Origin of the sequence: Mycobacterium shinjukuense (assembly GCF_010730055.1) — a bacterium.
Taxonomy (GTDB): domain Bacteria; phylum Actinomycetota; class Actinomycetes; order Mycobacteriales; family Mycobacteriaceae; genus Mycobacterium; species Mycobacterium shinjukuense.
In genome coordinates this window covers 3,424,070-3,443,338 of the sequence record NZ_AP022575.1, presented here as the reverse complement: position 1 = coordinate 3,443,338, position 19,269 = coordinate 3,424,070, and the positions used below count along the sequence as shown (strand labels likewise).

Here is a 19,269-nt window from a genome sequence, read left to right as displayed (position 1 = left end):
TTCAGGCATCGCCGCTGGCGGCCGCGGGTAACCTCGCCAAAGTGGACCACGCGTCGGCATACCTTGAGCAGACCAGAGCGTTTGGGGAGCTGATCCGCACCGCCGATCAATCCACGCCGGTACCGACCTGTCCGGGCTGGAGCCTTGGGCAACTGTTTCGCCACGTCGGCCGTGGGGACCGCTGGGCGGCCCAGATCGTGCGTGATCGGCTGGACCATTTCCTCGATCCCCGCGGCGTCGAAGGGGGCAAGCCGCCACCGGATCCCGACGACGCGATCTCCTGGTTGCGCGACGGGGCGCAGCGGCTGGTCGACGCCGTCGCGCGGACGGGTGCGGACACGCCGGTGTGGACGTTCCTCGGGCGGCGACCGGCTGGCTGGTGGATCCGGCGCCGGTTGCACGAGGCGGCGGTGCACCGCGCCGACGCCGCGATCACCGTCGGGAGCGAATTCACGCTGCAACCGGACGTGGCGGCCGACGGGATCAGCGAATTCCTGGAACGCATCGTGATCCAGGCCGGCCGCGACGGTGCGGCCCTACCGCTGGAAGGCGACGACACCCTGCACCTGCACGCCACCGATCCCGGGCTCGGCGAATCGGGCGAATGGACGATCGGTGTCGATGACGGCGGGATCACCTGGTCGCACCGGCACGGTAAGGGCACCGTGGCGCTGCGTGGCGGCGCCACCGAGCTGCTGCTGGCGATGGTGCGCCGAGTCCCGGTCGCCGACACCGGGATCGAGTTGCTTGGTGACGTGGCCGTCTGGAACACATGGCTGGACCGGACCCCGCTCTAGCCGCCGCACACGGTAATTTGCACACCATGACCACATCGGAGATCGCTACCGTGCTGGCCTGGCACGACGCCCTCCATACCGCCGACATCGAGACCCTGGTGGCGTTGTCCAGTGAGGACATCGACATCGGCGACGCGCGCGGAGCCGTGCAGGGGCATGAGGCGCTACGCAGGTGGGCAGCCGCGCTCACGACGACGGCCGAGCTCGGCCGGATGTTCGTGCACGACGGCGTCGTGGTCGCCGAACAGAAGATCACCGACCGCGACGATCCCGGCGCCGTCACGACAAGCGCGTCGGCGTTCCGGGTGGTCCGCGATCACGTCACCGCGGTGTTCCGTCATCAGGACTTGGCGTCGGCGTTGGCGGCCACCGAGCTGACCGAGGCCGACGCGGTCGATTGACGTTTGAGGAGCCAGTCATGCGCGGGATCATCTTGGCCGGCGGTTCGGGCACCCGGCTGTACCCGATCACCATGGGCATCAGCAAGCAGCTGCTGCCGGTCTACGACAAACCCATGATCTACTACCCGCTGACCACCCTGATGATGGCCGGCATCCGCGACATTCAGCTGATCACCACCCCCCACGACGCACCCGGCTTTCACCGCCTGCTTGGTGACGGGGCGCACTTGGGCGTCAACATCAGCTACGCCACCCAGGAGCGGCCCGACGGTCTGGCGCAGGCATTCGTCATCGGCGCCAACCACATTGGCAACGATACGGTGGCATTGGTGTTGGGCGACAACATCTTCTACGGCCCGGGGTTGGGCACCAGCCTGCGGCGTTTCCAATCCGTCAGCGGCGGAGCCATTTTCGCGTACTGGGTGGCCAACCCGTCGGCCTATGGAGTGGTTGAATTCGGCGCCGACGGCATGGCTTTGTCGCTCGAGGAGAAACCCGCTACCCCGAAGTCACACTATGCGGTGCCGGGCCTGTACTTCTACGACAACGACGTGATCGAGATCGCCAAGGGCTTAAAGAAATCGGCGCGCGGCGAGTACGAGATCACCGAGGTTAACCAGGTCTATCTCAACCAGGGCCGGTTGGCAGTCGAGGTGCTGGCCCGCGGGACGGCGTGGCTGGACACCGGGACCTTCGATTCGCTGCTAGACGCCGCCGATTTTGTGCGCACGCTGGAACGTCGCCAAGGACTGAAGGTCAGCATTCCCGAGGAGGTGGCGTGGCGGTTGGGTTGGATCGACGACGAGCAGTTGGCGCGGCGGGCCCGCAGCCTGGTCAAGTCCGGATACGGCAGCTACCTGCTGGAATTGTTGGAACGCTAACTTCCATGGGCTGCTGCCGGTAGCGCCCCGGCTACGGCAACCCCGCCAGCCCGTCCTGTTCGGGCACCAGCCCGCCGGCCCCGCCGGCGCCGGTGCTGGGGCCGGTTCCGCCGTTGCCGCCGTTGCCGCCTTTGCCGGTTTACTCGCGAAGCCGCCGGCCGGCGTTACTGCCGGTAGCTGGCCAAGAAGTTGCCCAGCCGGTCGATGGCGGCCGCCAGATCGCGCGCCCACGGCAGGGTGACCAGGCGCAGATGATCCGGTGCCGGCCAGTTGAACCCGGTGCCCTGGGTGACCAGGATCTTTTCCGACAGCAGCAGGTCGAGGACGAGCTGTTCGTCGTCGGCGATGTCATACACCTCGGGATCCAGCCGCGGGAACGCATACAGCGCACCGGCGGGTTTGACGCACGACACCCCTGGAATCTCGTTGAGCTTGGTCCAGGCGACGTCGCGCTGCTCGAGCAGCCGGCCGCCGGGTAGCACCAGGTCCTCGATGCTCTGGTGGCCGCCGAGGGCGACCTGAATCGCATGCTGTGCCGGGACATTCGGGCACAACCGCATATTGGCCAGCAGGTTGATGCCCTCGATGAAGCTGCTGGCGTGGTCCTTGGGCCCGGTGATCGCCAGCCAGCCGGCCCGGTATCCGGCGACCCGGTATGCCTTCGACAGGCCATTGAAGGTCAGGCACAACATGTCGGGGGCAACCGAGGCCAGGCTGATGTGCTGGGCGTCGTCGTAGAGGATCTTGTCGTAGATTTCGTCGGCGAGCAGCAACAGTTGATGTTTGCGCGCCACATCGACCATCTGGCTAAGGATTTCGCGGGTGTAGACCGCGCCGGTGGGGTTGTTCGGGTTGATGACGACCAGCGCCTTGGTGCGCGCGGTGATCTTGGATTCCAGGTCGGCGATGTCGGGTTGCCAGCCTTGGGTCTCGTCGCACAGGTAATGCACGGGTGTGCCGCCGGCCAGCGACGTCGACGCCGTCCACAGCGGGTAGTCCGGAGCGGGGATCAACACCTGATCGCCGTTGTCCAGCAACGCCTGCAACGTCATGGTGATCAGCTCGGAGACCCCGTTGCCCAGGTAGACGTCGTCGACATCGAATCGGGGAAAGCCGCGGACCAGCTCGTAGCGGGTGACCACCGCACGCCGGGCCGACATGATGCCCTGCGAGTCGGAATACCCCTGCGCGTACGGCAGCGCCTGGATCATGTCGCGCATGATCACGTCAGGGGCCTCGAAGCCGAACGGCGCCGGGTTACCGATGTTGAGCTTGAGGATGCGGTGCCCTTCGGCCTCAAGGCGCGCGGCGTGCTGATGCACCGGGCCGCGGATTTCGTACAGCACATCCTGCAGCTTGGATGACTGCACGAAGGCGCGTTGCCGCTGATGGCTTGCGGTGTGCCAGTGCAGCTGGTGAGGGGTAGTCACGTCCACTATGGTGCCATCGCTGTCCACCGAAATTTGCTGACAGCTGTCAAATCGTGATCAGCGTTTGCCGGGTGGACGGGCACCGCGTGCGATGCCCAGCCCTTTCACCGGTGCGGCCGGTGCGGCCGGCGGAGCCGTTTGGCCGTCGGGTTGCGCGGCCGGCTCCGGTTGCTTTGCTTCAGGTTCTGGCTCGGCGGCCGCGGGTGCCTCGGGCTCAGTGGTCGGGGCGGCCGCTTTCTTGGCTCCGGGCCGCTTGGCGCCGGCGGCGATGCCGAGACCCTTCACCGGCGCTGCAGGTGCGGCCGGCGCTGGCGGTGTCGGCGTCTCGGCGGTCGTGGCCGCCGCCTTCTTGGCGCCGGGTCGCTTGGCGCCACCGGCGATACCCAAGCCTTTGACGGGCGCGGGTGCGGCCGGTGTGACGGCTGCCGGCGTCTCGGCTTCCTCGGCCGGTGGTGTAGCGGGTGCTTGGGCGGGCGCGCTGGGTGCGGCGGCCTTGGGCGCCGCCTTCTCGGCCTTGGCGGCCCGCTCTTCGGCCTCTCTGGCGGCCGTGCCCTTGGCCGGCAGCGTGGCCTTGTCGTGGTCGAGGGACCCCAGCAGCACCTGGGCCACGTCGAGCACCTCGACGCCGCTGCGGCCGGCCTCTTCCTGCCGGTCGTTGACACCGTCGGTGACCATCACCCGGCAGAACGGGCAGCCGGTCGCGATCGCGGCGGCGTTGGTGGCCAGCGCCTCGTCGACGCGTTCGTGGTTGATGCGCTTGCCGATGTGCTCTTCCATCCACATGCGTGCGCCGCCGGCGCCGCAGCAGAAGCTGCGCTCGGCGTGGCGTGGCATCTCGGTGAGGTTGGCGCCCGCGGCGCCGATCAGCTCGCGCGGCGCCTCGTAGACCTTGTTGTGCCGGCCCAGGTAGCACGGGTCGTGGTAGGTGATGTCTTGGGAGACCGGGGTGACCGGCACCAGCTTCTGGTCGCGCACCAGCCGGTTGAGCAGCTGGGTGTGGTGCAACACGGTGTAGTGGGCGCCCAGTTGCCGGTATTCCTTGCCGAGGGTGTTGAAGCAGTGCGGGCAGGTGACGACGATCTTGCGGTCGACGGTCTGCACACCGTCGAACAGCCCGTCTAAGGTCTCGACGGCCTGTTGGGCCAGCTGCTGGAACAGGAACTCGTTGCCGGACCGGCGCGCGGAGTCGCCGTTGCAGGTTTCCCCGGCGCCCAGCACCAGGTACTTCACCCCGGCAACGGCGAGCAGTTCCGCGACGGCCTTGGTGGTTTTCTTGGCCTTGTCGTCGTAGGCGCCCGCGCAGCCGACCCAGAACAGGTATTCGTAACCGTCGAAGCTGTCGACGTCTTGGCCGTAGACCGGGACGTCGAAGTCGACCTCGTCGATCCAGTTGGTCCGGTCGGCGGCGTTCTGCCCCCACGGGTTGCCCTTGTTCTCCAGGTTCTTGAACAGCACCGACAGCTCGGAGGGAAACTCCGACTCCATCATCACCTGGTAGCGGCGCATATCGACGATGTGGTCGACGTGTTCAATATCGACGGGGCATTGCTCGACGCAGGCGCCGCAGGTCACACACGACCACAGCACGTCGGGGTCGATCACGCCGCCTTGCTCGGCGGTGCCGACCAACGGGCGGGCCACCTGTTCGGGCCCGTGCCCGGGCACCCGGCCGAAGCCCGACTCCGGCACGTGGTGGATCTCTTTGTGCCCGGATTCGGTGTCGCCCTCCGCACCGGTCTTTTCGCCCAGAATGTAGGGCGCCTTGGCCATCCAGTGATCGCGCAGGTCCATGATGACCAGCTTGGGCGACAACGGTTTGCCGGTGTTCCAGGCCGGGCATTGCGACTGACAGCGCCCGCACTCGGTGCAGGTGGCGAAGTCGAGATTGGCCTTCCAGGTGAAGTCTTCGATCTTGCCGCGTCCGAAAACCGCGTCTTCACTGGGGTTCTCGAAATCGATCGGCTTGCCGCCGGACTCCATCGGCAGCAGCGGGCCCAACCCGTCGGGCAGTCGCTTGAACGTGACGTTGATGGGTGCCAGGAAGATGTGCAGGTGCTTGGAGTGCAGCACGATCAGCAGGAAGGCCAGCATGACCCCGATGTGCAGCATCAGCGCCACGGTCTCGACGATCTCGTTGGTGTTGTGCCCCAACGGATGCAGCAGCGCGCCCATGGCGTGCGAGAAGAACGCGCCCTTGCCGTAAGGGAATTCGTCGCCGAGGGCATTCACCGACGCGCCACGGAAGATGGCATAGGTCCAGATGACGTTGAAGATCATGAACAGGATCAGCCACGCACCGCCGAGGTGGGAACCGTAGAACCGGGACCCGCGACCGTACTCCTTGGGCTCGCTGCGCAATCGGATGATCGCGAACGTGATGATGCCGGTCAGCACGGCCAGCGCGAAGAAGTCCTGCAAGGCGCCCAGCGCGTCCCAGCGGCCGATGATCGGAAGGTGGAAGTTCGGCTGGAACAGCACCCCGTAGGCCTCGATGTAGACCGTGAGCAGGATGAAAAAGCCCCACATGGTGAAGAAGTGCGCCAAGCCCGGTAGCGACCACTTGAGCAGCCGGCGTTGTCCGAACACCTCGGCGACCTGGGTCCAGATGCGGGTTCCGAGCTGGTCGGTGCGTCCACTGGCCGGCTGGCCGGACATGATCAGCCGGTACAGCCACCAGATTCGCCGTAGGGCGAACACTCCCACCACGGCGGTCATGCCCAGGCCCAGCACCAGCCTGATGAGCGTCTGCGTGGTCACCGAAGGTCACCCCGATTCGTCGTACTCAGTGGAAGCCCTGCTCAACCTGCTCATCCTGACACCTGCGCGGCTTTCCCCGCGAGAAAGGCTGTCCTAACCTGCCGGCGGCTCTCAGCTGCGGCTCTCACCCGGTGGGGCCAGCATCGCGCGCAGCATCGACAGCATCTCCGAGCGGGAGCCGGCGCCCAGGCGGCGACGGATCCGGGCCACGTGGTGCTCCACCGTTTTCGCTGAGATGAACAGCTGGCCACCGATGTCGCGATACGGCATGCCCAACAGCAGCAATTCGGCGACTTCACGTTCTCGATCGGACAACGGCGTGCCCGGCCGTGGTTGGCGGGCCGCGGACGGACCGGTGGTCGGCGGCTGCGCGTCGGCAGGCTCGCTGGGTGTACCGCTGGGGCTCACGCTCAGCTTGAGGTCGCGGGCCAGCTGCAGCATGGCCCCGGACACCCGCGCGTCGGGTGTTTGCAGCGCGGCCTGACCGGCGAGCCGGGTCGCATCCGAGGTCAGCCCGGCCCGCGACAGGGCGCGCGCCGCCGCGGTGACCTCGTCGGCGTCGACCCGATCGGCCAGCACCCGCAGCCATGTGCGCCCGGCACCGGCCAGCGCCCGTGCCAGGGTGCTGTGGCCGGCCGCCGCGCTGAGCGCCTGGCCGTGCGGCGCCACCGATTCCGGCGAGTTGGCGAGGATCCCGGCGTGCACCCCGGCCCAATGCAGTGGAATCGACCACAGGGTGGGGTTGCCCAGCGAATCCAGCAGGGTGAACGCCTGATCCACGGTGTGTTGCAGCTGGTCCAGCTGGCGTAGCCGGGCGGCGGCGACCCACAGTTCACCCACCGGCAGCAGGGTGAACAGGTCGACCGAATGCTCGGCGAGCACGTCCCTGGCTGCGCACCAATGCTTTTGCAGCGCACCGATGTCGCCGCTGCGGCGCGCGACCGCGGTCCGCAGTGCCGCGGCCCACAACGCGTCGCGGCGGTGAAGTTCGGCGCCGGCCGCGGTGACGTCCGCGGTGGCCGACGGCAGCTGTCCGTCCTGCATTTTGATCCACCCGGACAGCAACAGGTGCCGACCCCGGAACAGCGCGTCACCGCCGGCGTGCACCGCCCGCCCGATCACACCGCGGGCGCGGACCGGGTCACCGCCGTGGATCGCGGCCAGGGTAACCAGCGCGGCCGGGCTGTCCGGAAGGACTTCGCCGATGGATTGTCCGACCGCGAGGGCCTGGCCCAGTCTTGCCATCGCTGCCGGATAGGGCTGATCAATGCTCAGCAGCAGCCCTTCGGCCAGACCGCGCGCAGCCCGTGCAGCCATCGTCGGCGGACCGGCGTCGTTGAGGCGCAGCGCGGCCCGCGCCGACGCCTGGTCCCCGGTCGCGGCGAACACGATCGCCGCCGCCGCACCCACCACCGGGTCCGAGTGCGGGCCCAGCCAGCCAAACAGCTCGGCCGCCTGACCCGTGTTGCCGTCATGGGTCGCGACGCTGGCCGCGATCCGCACCGCGGCTGCGCGGTCAGCGGAGTCCGACGAAGTGAGCAGATCGTCGGCCAGGGTCGCGGCGGCCGCACAATCACCGGTGAGCGCGAGCGCGTCGGCCAGCCGCGACGTCAATCCCTCGGCACCCGCGCCGACCGCCGCACGGTACAGCCTGGCGGCGCGGACGGAATCGGCGCGGGCGTCCGCGGCGTAACGCGCGAGGATGCCGGCCAGCCGGTCGTCGCGCAGACCGTGTTCGGCCAATCGCAGCGCGAGCTCCGGTGACACCGTGGCGATGTCGAGTTGTGAACGCAGCAGCGAGGTTTCCACCTCGTTGTGGTGGGCGTTGCCGACGATGTGGGCGACGGCCTCATGCACCGACCGCAGAAACGCCGGTGGATGGGCGGGTCCGGTGAGTCCGCTGGCGTGCGCACGATCGACCAGCCGGCGGGCGTCTGTTGCTGAGATGCCAAGTGCGGCAGCCACATCGGTGGTCCCCAACTCGGGGGTCAGCGACATGACGAGCAGCGTGTCCAGGGCGGGTTCGTCGAGTCGTCGCAACCGTTCGATCAGAGCCGTCTTGGCCGCCTGCGCCGACGGGCGCGAACCGTCGGACACCGCGTGAACGAGGAACGGCAAACCGGCCGTGCAGTCCCGCAGGTGCTCGGCCACCGGCAGCGGGCCGAGCGATATTCGCGGTCGGTCCCGTTCGACAGCCGTCGCCAGAGCCCGTAGCGCGGGGTGCTGTTCGTGGGCTTCGGCGGCCACCACCACCGTCGCGCGGGCATCGGCTACCCGCTCGGTGAGCTGAAGCAATTCGGCGTCGGACAGCAGGTGGGCGTCGTCGACGACGAACGCCGCGTCCAGCGGATCGCCGTCTCGCGGCGGGCGTGCCAGCACGTTGAGGCCGGCGCGCCGCAGCGTCTCCCGCGCGGCCGCCAACACGGTGCTTTTGCCGGTGCCAAGCCCACCGCTGATCAAGACCTTGACCGGCAGCGTCGCGGCATTCATAAGGTCCCGGATGACGCCGCGGGCGGCCGGTGGCAGTTCGCTAGCGGATGCGGTCACCGGGTCGCCGTCCTCGGCGAGCCGGGCGACGTGCTCATATCGCATTCCTCTGGGCTGACTGGGGGTCGGCGGCGGTGTCATCACGATAGCCACCCCCGCTTCCTGAACAGATCATTCCCCTAACGTCCTACCCCCTAATGGGGCCGTAGGACGGGCGGGTTTCGCACCGAATACAGACGCGGCCTGCGCCGATAGCATCGGTACCACGGGAGAGGTGCGGCCAGGAGGTGTGTCATGGCAAACTCGCTGCTCGACTTTGTCATCTCGCTGGTGCGCGATCCCGAGGCCGCCGCACGCTATGCCGCGAACCCAGCCCAGGCGATCGCTAATGCTCACCTGACGAACGTGACCAGTGCCGACGTGAACAACCTGATCCCCGTGGTGTCGGATTCGCTGTCGATGGCCGCTCCGGCCGGTGCCGCTGCCGGGGCACCAGTCGCGGATCACGGCAACGTGTGGGCCACCGGGGCGGCGGCGGCCGCGCTGGACGCGTTTTCGTCGCACACCCCGACGCCCGCCGCCCAGCACCACGGTCCGGCAAGCGGCGTGATCAACCCGCCGGGCTCGCCCGGATCCGTCGAGGTGCCTACCAATCCGCAGCCGTTGGGGACCGGTCCGCACGAGCCGTCGGTGCTGCTCACGGGGGCTGAGATGGCCGATCCGGCATTCGCTCACGGCGACGAATTCCCGACGGAGGACCCGGCGATCTGGGATCACTCGGTCATCCAGCCGCATGCCGCGGAGCCCAATCACCACGGGTTCGACATCCACGGGTGAGTCTTGCCATCCGGACACCGGTGTGGCTTCGGCATGGGCACAGCAGCCCCCGAATCTCCCCTAATCCCCTAACGCAGTGGCCTGGCCGATCCCGGTGGGCACCCGCCTTGCTGGGGGAGCTGACCCCGATTTCGGGGAGGGGCGGAATCCATAGCGTTGATGGCACAGCGCCGGTCATTTCGGCGGACAGACGATTGAAGGGAAATGAACATGACCTCGCTTGTCGACTACATCCTGAGCCTCTTTCGCAGCGAGCACGCGGCCCGGTCGTTCGTCGCCGCTCCTGGGCAGGCCATGACCAATGCCGGGCTGATCAATGTGTCGCCCGCGGAGTTCTCGTGGGTGGCGGCCAATATGGTGCCCGGTTTGGCGCTGGATCCCGGCGACCCGATCGGTGGTGTGCGGCAGGCGGTGGCCGAGCGCCACGGCCTTGCCTCGGCCTCCGACCCGGGCGTGGGGTCTACGGTTGTCGCCCAGGACGCCGGAGTGGTCGCCGGTGATGCGGGTGTGGTGGTCGGTGGTGCGGGCCTCGTCGCTGCGGAGGCGGGTGCCGGAATGGCGACCGTCGCGGCGGCTGACATCGGCGGTGGCCTCACCGGCGGCTTTGGCGCTGGGGTGCTGGGCCAAGGTGGTCTGGGCTGGCAGACCGGGGTGGTCGGTTTCTTTCCGGGCCTGGGGTTTGCCGAGGCGACTGGCGGCTTCGCCAGTCAGGTGGGTCTGGGTGCTCAGGCGGGCCTGGGTTTTGGAGTTGGCGTGCAGGCCGGAGTCGGTGCTCAGGTTGGTGCCGGGTTCGGTTTAGGTGTTGGCGCGCAAACGGGCCTGGGTGCCCAGGCCGCGCTTGGTGTCAGTGGTGGGTTCGAGGCCGGACTCGCCGCTCATGTTGGTGGCCAAGCAGCCATCGGTGGGCAGGTCGGTGCCGGGTTCGCCGGCGGGGGTGGTCTGGGTCTGAGCGGGGCGATCGGTGGGAGTGCCGCTGGAGGCATTGCTGCCGGTGTTGCTGGCCAGGCCGGCGGCGCCATCGGTGGTAGCGCCGGTGGCGCGATCGGCGCTGGTGCGGGCGTCGCCGGTCGCTTCGGCGGCAATAGCCAAATCGGTGTCGGTGGTCAGCCTGGCGGTGTTGTTGTCGGCCAGGTCGGTGCTGGCGGCCAAGCCGCCGTTGGTGCTGGCGGGCAGGCCGGTATCGGCGTGGGTGGGCAGGCCGCAGTCGGTGGCCAGGCCGGTGTCGGCGCTGCTGGCGCTGTCGGTGGTCAGGCCGGCATCGGCATCGGTGGTCAGGCCGGTGGTGCCATTGGTGGGGCGGCGGGTCTAGGCGGCCAGGTCGGTGTTGCTGCCGGTGGTGCCGTTGCCGGTCAGGCCGGTCTTGCCGGCCAAGCCGGTCTTGCGGGCCAGGCCGGTCTTGCCGGTCAGGCCGGCATCGCAGGTCAGGCCGGTCTCGTGAGCCAGGCTGGTCTTGGTCTTGTTGGCCAGACCGCGTTGGGTGGTCAGGCGGGTATTGCCGCGGGCGGTGGACTGGCTGGTGCCGGGAGTGTCGGCGGGCTGACCAACATCGGCGGCAACGCCGCGCTAGGCGCCGGCGCAAGCAGTCAGGCCGGTTTGATCGCCAGCGAAGGCGCTGCGTTGAGCGGCGCAGCTATGCCTCACGTGTCGGGCCCGCTGGCGGGTGTCGGAGTCGGCGGTCAGGCCGGGGCGGCCGACGGCGCGGGTCTTGGTATTGGCGGCGCATCTGCCGGTCACCCGCCTACTCAACCCGCGGTCATCTCCGCCGGAGCGGGTATGGGAGCCCAGGCCGCTGCGGGAGGGGGCGCAGCGGCCGGGGCTGGCGGCGGTACCGAGCTTGGTGGCCAGGCCGGGATTGGCGGCGGCACCGGCCTTGCTGGCCAGGCCGCGGCTGCCGGCGGAACGGCGGCCGGCGGCGCCGGAGCGCTCGGCGACATCCTCGGCGACGAGGGTGCCACGCTCGGCGGTGGCGGCGGCGTCAGCGGTGGTGTCACTCCGGTGGAGCACGGCCCCACCTTGCCCGGGGGCCACGGCCCCGTCATCCAGGGGGGCACGGGGGTGGGCGGCCACGTGACGCCTCCGTCGGGCGGTGCCGTCGTCCAGAGCCCGGCCGGCCATGGCGGCATGAACCCGCCGGTGATCAACGCACCGGCGCCGCACACCCCGACGCCGACCCCGGCCGCGCCCGCGCCAGTGGTTCCACCGACGGAGCACGCACCGGTCGAGCCGCCGGTCCACCATGAGCCGCCGACGGTGTCTGGCCACGAGCCGCCGGTAACCCACGAGCCGCCGGTTCACATCGAGCCACCGGCCTCGCACGGGCCGTTCGGCCTGCCCGGGTTCTGATTCGCAGAAGCCGTCCGGTGGAGGGCTAGACCCGTGCACCCGCGTCTTAGGTATCCGCGGGTAACACGCACCGCTGTACCAATGCCGCTGTCGCATCATGTTGCTAGATGCCCTGGCACCGCTCCCTTACACCGCGTTACTGGGCCGAGCCTGCTGGCACCCGAGTCACTGAATTCACTGGCGTACCATCGGATTTACCCTGTGCACGAGGTGGCGCATGTCGGCCAACCGTGATATCATTCGAACATGCATTCGAGTAGCCGGGAGGAGATCGTCGCGGTGTTCGACGCCCTCGACGCCGCCCTGGACCGGGCGCTGGACCTCTCGATCGACGTGTTGACCACCCCCGAATGCCTGACCATGCTGGAACGCTGCGAAACCCTGCGCCGCCGCCTGCCGGCGATCGAGCACCCGTTCATCAACAAGCTCGCCGACCAGGCCGACCCGAGCGAACTGGGCGGCAAACTCCCCTTTGCGCTGGCCGAGCGGTTGCGCATCACCCGCGGCGAAGCAGCCAGGCGCATCGGCGAGGCCGCCGAGCTGGGGCCGCGGCGCGCGCTGACCGGAGAGGTGTTGCCGCCGCTGCTGACCGCCACCGCCGAAGCCCAACGCGCCGGCCAGCTCGGCACGCAACACGTGCAGATCATTCGCTCCTTCCTGCACCAGCTGCCCAGCCGGGTGGACCTGCCCACCCGGGACAAGGCCGAAGCCGAACTGGCCGGCCTGGGTGGGCAGTTCCGGCCCGACCAGCTGCACAAGCTGGCCGCCAAACTCGCCGACTGCCTCAACCCCGACGGCAATTTCACCGACACCGACCGGGCCCGCCGCCGCGGCATCATCCTCGGCAAGCAAGGCGCCGACGGCATGTCGGCCATCACCGGCTACCTGACCCCCGAAGCCCGCGCCACCGTCGATGCCGTGCTGGCCAAACTGGCCGCCCCCGGCATGGCCAACCCCGCCGACCCCACCCCCTGCGTGGCCGGCACCCCGTCACAGGCCGCCATCGACGCCGACACCCGCAGCACCGCCCAGCGCAACCACGACGGCCTGCAGGCGGCGCTACGTGCCCTGCTGTGCTCGGGGGAGCTGGGCCAACACAACGGGCTGCCCGCGGCGATCATCGTGTCCACCAGCCTGGCCGAGTTGCAATCGGCTGCCGGGCACGCGCTCACCGGCGGGGGCAGCCTGCTGCCGATGAGCGAGGTGATCCGGCTGGCCGCCCACGCCCACCACTACCTGCGCATCTTTGACCACGGCCGCGAGCTGGCGCTGTATCACACCAAGCGGCTGGCCTCCCCTGCCCAGCGAATAGTCTTGTACGCCAAGGATCGCGGCTGCTCGTTTCCCAATTGCGATGTGCCGGGCTACCTCACCGAGGTGCACCATGTCACCGATTATTCCGAGTGCCGAGAGACCGACATCGACAAGCTCACTCAAGCCTGCGGCCCCCACCACAAACTGGCCACCAGCGGGGGCTGGATCACCCGCAAACGTAAAGACGGCACCACCGAGTGGCTTCCCCCCGCCCACCTCGACCACGGACAGCCACGCACCAACAGCTACTTTCACCCCGAAAAACTCCTGCACAAGGACGATGACGATGACGACCCGTGAAACCAGCACCAGCCGGTCGGAACCGGGTTTAGGGCGACTGGCCGGCAACGGTCTAGCTGGCATGCCCGTTCCCACAGCGTGTCGAGCAGGCCGACCATGAACGCGTCGCCGGCGCCGACGGTGTCTACCACCCGAACGGGCCTACTAACGGTTCACCTAAACCGGCGGGGACCGGCGGGAACCTTCATGGTCCCCGCCGGTTCGTCGGAATACCGTGATCCGAAGGACAAAGCGATCGAGAAAGTGGGGCAGCACGGTGACCCAACCCGATGACCCGCGTCGGGTCGGCGTGATCGTCGAACTGATCGACCACACCGTCGCGATCGCCAAACTCCACGACCGCACCGACCTGGTGCAGCGGTTGCGGCGGGCTCGCGAGCGCATCACCGATCCGCAGATCCGCGTGGTGATCGCGGGGCAGCTCAAACAGGGCAAGAGCCAACTGCTCAACGCGCTGCTCAACCTGCCGGTGGCGCGGGTGGGCGACGACGAGGCCACCGTGGTGATCACCGTCGTGAGCTACAGCGACCAGCCGTCGGCGCGGATCGTCGTGGCCGTCGGACCCAACGGGGAAACCGCGGCCGTCGACATCCCGGTCGACGACATCAACACCGACCTGCGTCGGGCACCGCAGGCAAATGGCCGCAACGTGTTGCGGGTCGAGATCGGCGCGCCCAGCCCGCTGTTAAGGGGCGGGTTGGTGTTCATCGATACGCCCGGTGTGGGTGGCCACGGGCAGCCCCACCTGTCGGCGACGCTGGGACTGCTACCCGATGCCGACGCTCTCTTGATGGTCAGCGACGCCAGCCAGGAATTCACCGAACCGGAGATGTGGTTCATCCGGCAGGCATCCCAGATCTGTCCGGTCGGGATGGTCGTAGCCACCAAAACCGACCTGTACCCGCACTGGCGCGAGATCGTCAACACCAATGCCGCGCACCTCCAGCGCGCCCGGGTACCGATGCCGATCATCGGAGTCTCGTCGCTGCTACGCAGCCACGCGGTCACGCTCAACGACAAGGAACTCAACGACGAATCCAATTTCCCGGCCATCGTCACGTTTCTCAGCGAGCGGGTCCTTTCCCGTGAGACCGACCGGGTGCGTGACCAGGTGCTACACGAAATACATTCAGCTGCAGCACAATTGGCAACGTCCGTCGGTTCGGAACTGTCGGCCGTCAACGACCCGGACCTCCGTGACCGGCTGGCCGCCGACTTGGAGCGGCGCAAGCGGGAAGCCCAGGACGCGCTGCAGCAGACCGCGCTGTGGCAGCAGGTGCTGGGCGACGGGTTCACCGACCTGAGCGCCGACGTCGAACACGACCTACGGGCCCGCTTGCGCGCCGTGATCGACGACGCCGAACGCCAGATCGACTCCTGTGACCCGACTCAGCATTGGGCGGAGATCGGCAACGACGTGGAGAACGCCATCGCCACCGCCGTCGGGGACAACTTCGTGTGGGCATACCAGCGTGCCGAGGCGTTGGCCGAGGACGTGGCCCGCTCGTTCGCCGACGCGGGGTTGGACTCGGTCATGTCGCCCGAGCTGAGCGCGCGTGTGATGGGCTCCGACTTCGGCCGGCTCAAGGCGTTGGCGCCGATGGAATCCAAGCCGCTGCGCAAGGGCCAGAAAATGATCATCGGCATGCGAGGCTCTTATGGCGGCGTGGTGATGATCGGGATGTTGTCATCGGTGGTCGGGCTCGGGCTGTTCAACCCGCTGTCGGTGGGGGCCGGGCTGATCCTCGGCCGGATGGCATACAAGGAGGAAAAACACAACCGATTGTTGCGGGTGCGCAACGAGGCCAAGACCAATGTGCGCCGCTTCGTCGACGAGGTCTCATTCGTGGTCGGCAAAGAATCACGCGACCGGCTCAAGACGATCCAGCGGACGCTGCGCGACCACTACCGCGAGATCGCCGACGAGATCACCCGATCGCTGAACGAGTCGCTGCAAGCCACCATCACCGCGGCCAACCTGGAAGAAGCCCAGCGCGACAACAGGGTTCGCGAACTGCAGCGACAGCGCGACATCTTGAACCAGGTGGCCGACCACCTGGACAAGCTGACCCCGCCGGTGACCCTGGGACGAGCGTGAGCACCAGCGACCGGGTCCGCGCGATCCTGCGCGGAACCATCGAGGCATACCGGGGTGAACCGGCCTACCGTCAGCGCGCCGACGTCTTCTACGAACTGGAACGCATCGGTGCGCGGCTGGGCGAGCCGATCCGCATCGCACTGGCCGGCACCCTCAAGGCGGGAAAGTCCACCCTGCTTAACGCGTTGGTCGGAGACGACATCGCCCCGACCGATGCCACCGAGGCCACCCGGATCGTGACCTGGTATCGGCATGGCCCGACCCCGAGGGTCACCGCCAACCACCCCGGCGGGCGCCGCACCAATGTGCCGATCACCCATCGCGGCGGGCTGAGCTTCGACTTGCGCCGGGTGAACCCCGACGACGTGGTCGACCTGGACGTCGAGTGGCCCGCCGAGGAGTTGGCCAGCAGCACCATCATCGACACCCCGGGGACGTCCTCGTTGACCCGCGACACCTCCGAGCGCACGCTGCGGCTGCTGGTTCCCGCCGACGGGGTGCCGCGGGTGGATGCGGTGGTGTTCTTGTTGCGCACCCTCAACGCCGCCGACATCGCGCTGCTCAAACAGATCGGTGGGTTGGTGGGCGGGTCAGCCGGAGCGCTGGGCATCATCGGCGTGGCATCCCGGGCCGACGAGATCGGCGCGGGCCGCATCGACGCGATGCTGTCGGCCAAAGACGTGGCCAAGCGGTTCACCAGCGAGCTGAACCAGACGGGCATCTGCCAGGCGGTGGTGCCGGTGTCCGGCCTACTCGCCCTGACCGCGCGCACCCTGCGGCAGGGCGAGTTCATCGCGCTGAAGAAACTGGCCAGCGCCGACCGCACCGAACTCAACAAGGCCCTGCTCAGTGTGGACCGTTTCGTGCGACCGGACAGCCCGCTACCGGTGGACGCGGGCGTCCGCGCGCAATTGCTGGAACGGTTCGGCATGTTCGGCATCCGGATCTCGATCGCCGCGCTGGCGGCCGGCGTCACCGATTCGACGGGGCTGGCCAGCGAACTGCTGGAGCGCAGCGGGCTGGTGGCGCTGCGCAACGTGATCAACCAGCAGTTCACGCAGCGGTCCGCCATGCTCAAGGCGCACACCGCACTGGTGTCCCTGCGCCGGTTTGTCGAGGCACATCCCGTCATGGCAACGCCCTACGTCATCGCCGATATCGACCCATTGCTGGCCGACACCCATGCCTTCGAAGAACTTCGGCTGTTGCGCCAATTACATTCGCGGGCAACGACATTGAATGAGGATGAAATGGTGTCGCTGCGCCGGATCATCGGCGGCTCGGGAACGGAGCCCGCCGCCCGGCTGGGCCTGAGCCCCTACGACGCGAACCCCCGCGAAGCTCAGCGCGCCGCGTTCGCCGCCGCGCAACGCTGGCGCCGCCGCGCCGCGCACCCGCTCAACGACCCGTTCACCACCAGGGCATGTCGCGCGGCGGTGCGCAGCGCCGAGGCCATGGTGGCCGAATTCGCCGCCGGCCGCTAACGGGTCAACGCGTTAGGTCCCGGGCGCCGGCGCCGCGGTGGTGGTGGGCGTGACGGGTGCGGCCGTGGTCGTCGGCCTTTGCGTGGTGGTCGGTGGTGCGGCGGTGGTCGGTGGCGACGTCGTCGTCGGCGGAGCGGTCGTGGTGGTCGGCGGGGTGGTGGTGGTCGGCGGAGCGGTCGTGGTCGTGGCGGGCTGGGTGGTGGTCGGCGGCTGCGTGGTGGAACTGAGGGGCGGCGGAGGGATCACCGTCACGGTCGGACTGTTGTTGGGCCCGGTCACGGTGATGGTTTGGGGCGGCGGCGGCGCCGGTTGCGACGAGGTGGTAGTGACCGGCTTGCTCTTGGTGGGGCCCAGGGTAAGCCCCAAGATCACGGCTAACAGCACGGCCGCGGCCGCGGCGGCCAGGCTGAACACCAGGGAACCACGTCGATACCACGGTAGATGTTCGGGATCGGCGGCGTAGCGATCGTCGTCGGAGTAGTCAAACCCCGGTACATAATCGAGAGTCGTTGCATCCCCACCATATTCGCCTGCGGCGTCGGTGTAGGGGATCGGTTCGCCGCCGGTCCCGGTGTCCTCCGACCATGCCAGCGCGCGATAGGTAGCCGATTGGGCCTGCAAACCGGCGTCGTCGACGGCCGATTCGCCGGTGGCGGCGGCCCGGTTGGCCCAGGCCGTCGGCGACATCTCGGTCGCTGGGGCCACGCCGACCATGTCGGTGGGCGCGGCGACCGCGGGGCCGGCACCGGTCGGGGCGCCCGCGGACGAGCGCGCGCCGAGCGCGGCCGCGCCGACCGCGGCGCTGTACAGCGGTTGCGCGGTGGTGAAGACGGGCACCCGCAACCGGTCCGACAGCCGTGTGGTGATCAGCGGGATGCTGGCGCCGCCGCCCACGGTCGCGATCGCGCCGAGATTGGCCGGCGCAATCCCGTTGCGCCGCAATAGTTCTTCGAAAGAGTCGACAAACCGGTCCAATGGCCCCGAGATCAGTTGGTCGAATTCGGTGCGAGACAGTCCGAGCTGCGCACCGGGACTCGGTGCCCCAACCGCGTCCGGGATGGTGGCCATTGTTGCGGCGGAAAGTTGTTCTTTGGCGCGCCGGCATGCGCCCAGCAGCCGGGTCACCGAGCCCATTCCCGTCGCGGTGCCGGCGACGTCGGGCGTGTCCGCACCGGGGGCCACCCCGACAAGGTGATTCAGCACGAGCTGATCGATCTCGTCGCCGGAGAAATCGCGGTACCGGACGGTGTGGCCGATCCGTTGATAGTTCGTCCCGGCGTCGGCCAGCGTGACGCTGGTGCCGGCGGCGCCGAAGTCGCACACGGCGACAACGCCGTCGGTCGGGAACCCCGGAATGCTGTCCAGTGCCGCGAGCGCGGCCACGGCGTCGGAGATCAAGGTCGGCGGAACGTCGTCGGGCATCAGGGTTGGCTGGCTGAGCAACGCCTGACGCAGGGCGAGAAACTGGCCCTCCGACCAGTATGCGGGAGCCGCGATGGTGACCGGCGCCCCGTAGCCGACCGTACGTGCCATCGCCGCCAGCGCCACCGCGGTGAGCGCCTCGCCGAAGTACTTGGTGCCATCGGCGGCCACCAGCGGAGCCTGGTCTGCGACCCGCTCGACAAATCCGCGCAGCACCAGGCCGGGCTCAGTCAGGTTGGGGTTCTCCTCGGGCAGGCCGACTTCGGCTGCTCGGCGGTCGAACAGCGTCAACACCGATGCGCGGCGCACCGGGTGAGCACCCGCTGGGGCGGCGACCAGGTTGGCCACCCCGATGGACAACCCGAGCGACTCGCTCATGTGCACACCCCCGGATCCTGTGGCTGGCGGTCGGCGACCGTTCCCCACCCTAGCCGCTGGATCCGAGGGAGGCTTCGGTCGTCCCGGGTGTAGCAGGGCTACGTGGGAACGCCCCGGGCGCTGGGGAATTGGTAATGGTCGGGGTGGTGGTGGTCGTCGGCGAGGTAGTGGTGGGCGCCGGCGGGGTGGTCGCCGGCGTGAGGGTGGTAGCCGTCGTGACCGTCGTCGTCACCGACGTCGGAGTGGGGCGGCCTGGGGCGAGCAGGACGACGCCCCACCCGACCAGGGCGAGGGGCTTACGCCATCCGGGCGCTTGCCGGCGATGTCTTCCGGTGGGCCG

At 68.7% G+C, this 19,269-nt stretch carries 13 protein-coding genes and 1 pseudogene; 8 read left to right on the top strand and 6 right to left on the bottom strand.

Annotation, left to right across the window (positions count from 1 at the left end; translation table 11 throughout):
* Positions 1-41: 41 nt before the first annotated feature.
* Genes G6N20_RS15535 through rfbA form a run of 3 tightly spaced genes read left to right on the top strand, consistent with a single transcriptional unit; the run spans position 42 to position 2,079 of the window.
* The gene (locus G6N20_RS15535; RefSeq protein ID WP_083051844.1) at positions 42-797 is read left to right on the top strand and encodes a maleylpyruvate isomerase family mycothiol-dependent enzyme; all 756 of its coding nucleotides are present in this window, start codon (positions 42-44) and stop codon (positions 795-797) included.
* 26 nt (positions 798-823) lie between these two features.
* A complete protein-coding gene (locus G6N20_RS15530; protein WP_083051841.1) occupies positions 824-1,198 on the top strand; it encodes a nuclear transport factor 2 family protein in 375 nt (124 codons plus the stop codon).
* Positions 1,199-1,215: 17 nt separating this feature from the next.
* Entirely contained in the window at positions 1,216-2,079 is an 864-nt protein-coding gene (gene rfbA / locus G6N20_RS15525) for a glucose-1-phosphate thymidylyltransferase RfbA (protein WP_083051839.1), read from the top strand.
* A 164-nt stretch (positions 2,080-2,243) separates the two neighbouring features.
* Here rfbA and G6N20_RS15520 read toward each other — a convergent pair whose 3' ends face one another.
* The 3 genes from G6N20_RS15520 to iniR all read right to left on the bottom strand — a co-directional run bounded on the left by G6N20_RS15520 (position 2,244) and on the right by iniR (position 8,858).
* Positions 2,244-3,536 carry a pyridoxal phosphate-dependent aminotransferase gene (locus G6N20_RS15520; protein WP_083051836.1) on the bottom strand — a complete coding sequence of 431 codons (1,293 nt, stop codon included), beginning with the start codon at positions 3,534-3,536 and terminating at the stop codon, positions 2,244-2,246.
* A 30-nt stretch (positions 3,537-3,566) separates the two neighbouring features.
* Positions 3,567-6,266 carry a (Fe-S)-binding protein gene (locus tag G6N20_RS15515; protein ID WP_083051833.1) on the bottom strand — a complete coding sequence of 900 codons (2,700 nt, stop codon included), beginning with the start codon at positions 6,264-6,266 and terminating at the stop codon, positions 3,567-3,569.
* A 111-nt stretch (positions 6,267-6,377) separates the two neighbouring features.
* Positions 6,378-8,858 (bottom strand): isoniazid response ATPase/transcriptional regulator IniR, encoded by a 2,481-nt coding sequence (gene iniR / locus G6N20_RS15510; protein WP_083051830.1) that lies wholly within the window; start codon positions 8,856-8,858, stop codon positions 6,378-6,380.
* A 189-nt stretch (positions 8,859-9,047) separates the two neighbouring features.
* On the opposite strand from iniR, the gene G6N20_RS15505 reads away from it, so the two are divergent.
* The 3 genes from G6N20_RS15505 to G6N20_RS15495 all read left to right on the top strand — a co-directional run bounded on the left by G6N20_RS15505 (position 9,048) and on the right by G6N20_RS15495 (position 13,547).
* A complete protein-coding gene (locus G6N20_RS15505) occupies positions 9,048-9,590 on the top strand; it encodes an Rv0340 family IniB-related protein (protein ID WP_083051827.1) in 543 nt (180 codons plus the stop codon).
* Between the two features lie 210 nt (positions 9,591-9,800).
* Positions 9,801-11,933 carry an IniB N-terminal domain-containing protein gene (locus G6N20_RS15500; protein ID WP_158084803.1) on the top strand — a complete coding sequence of 711 codons (2,133 nt, stop codon included), beginning with the start codon at positions 9,801-9,803 and terminating at the stop codon, positions 11,931-11,933.
* Between the two features lie 246 nt (positions 11,934-12,179).
* A complete protein-coding gene (locus G6N20_RS15495; protein WP_163663086.1) occupies positions 12,180-13,547 on the top strand; it encodes an HNH endonuclease signature motif containing protein in 1,368 nt (455 codons plus the stop codon).
* A gap of 68 nt (positions 13,548-13,615) precedes the next feature.
* On the opposite strand, the pseudogene G6N20_RS21405 reads toward G6N20_RS15495, so the two are convergent.
* A pseudogene (locus tag G6N20_RS21405) lies at positions 13,616-13,693 on the bottom strand (PfkB family carbohydrate kinase); the annotation flags it as partial.
* 110 nt (positions 13,694-13,803) lie between these two features.
* Between G6N20_RS21405 and iniA the strand changes: the two are divergent.
* Together iniA and iniC are read left to right on the top strand one after the other, a co-directional pair.
* Positions 13,804-15,645: an isoniazid-induced dynamin-like GTPase IniA gene (gene iniA / locus G6N20_RS15490; protein ID WP_083050433.1), complete on the top strand. Its 1,842-nt coding sequence runs from the start codon at positions 13,804-13,806 to the stop codon at positions 15,643-15,645.
* Positions 15,642-17,129, top strand: coding sequence for an isoniazid-induced dynamin-like GTPase IniC (gene iniC / locus G6N20_RS15485; protein ID WP_083050436.1), 1,488 nt, complete (start codon positions 15,642-15,644; stop codon positions 17,127-17,129). The genes iniA and iniC overlap by 4 nt, the downstream gene beginning before the upstream one ends.
* Before the next feature lie 12 nt (positions 17,130-17,141).
* Here the strand turns inward: iniC and G6N20_RS15480 are convergent, their stop codons facing one another.
* Both G6N20_RS15480 and G6N20_RS15475 read right to left on the bottom strand, forming a co-directional pair.
* Positions 17,142-18,929: an Hsp70 family protein gene (locus G6N20_RS15480; RefSeq protein ID WP_083050438.1), complete on the bottom strand. Its 1,788-nt coding sequence runs from the start codon at positions 18,927-18,929 to the stop codon at positions 17,142-17,144.
* A gap of 98 nt (positions 18,930-19,027) precedes the next feature.
* Positions 19,028-19,207: a hypothetical protein gene (locus tag G6N20_RS15475; protein WP_158084782.1), complete on the bottom strand. Its 180-nt coding sequence runs from the start codon at positions 19,205-19,207 to the stop codon at positions 19,028-19,030.
* Positions 19,208-19,269 lie beyond the last annotated feature (62 nt).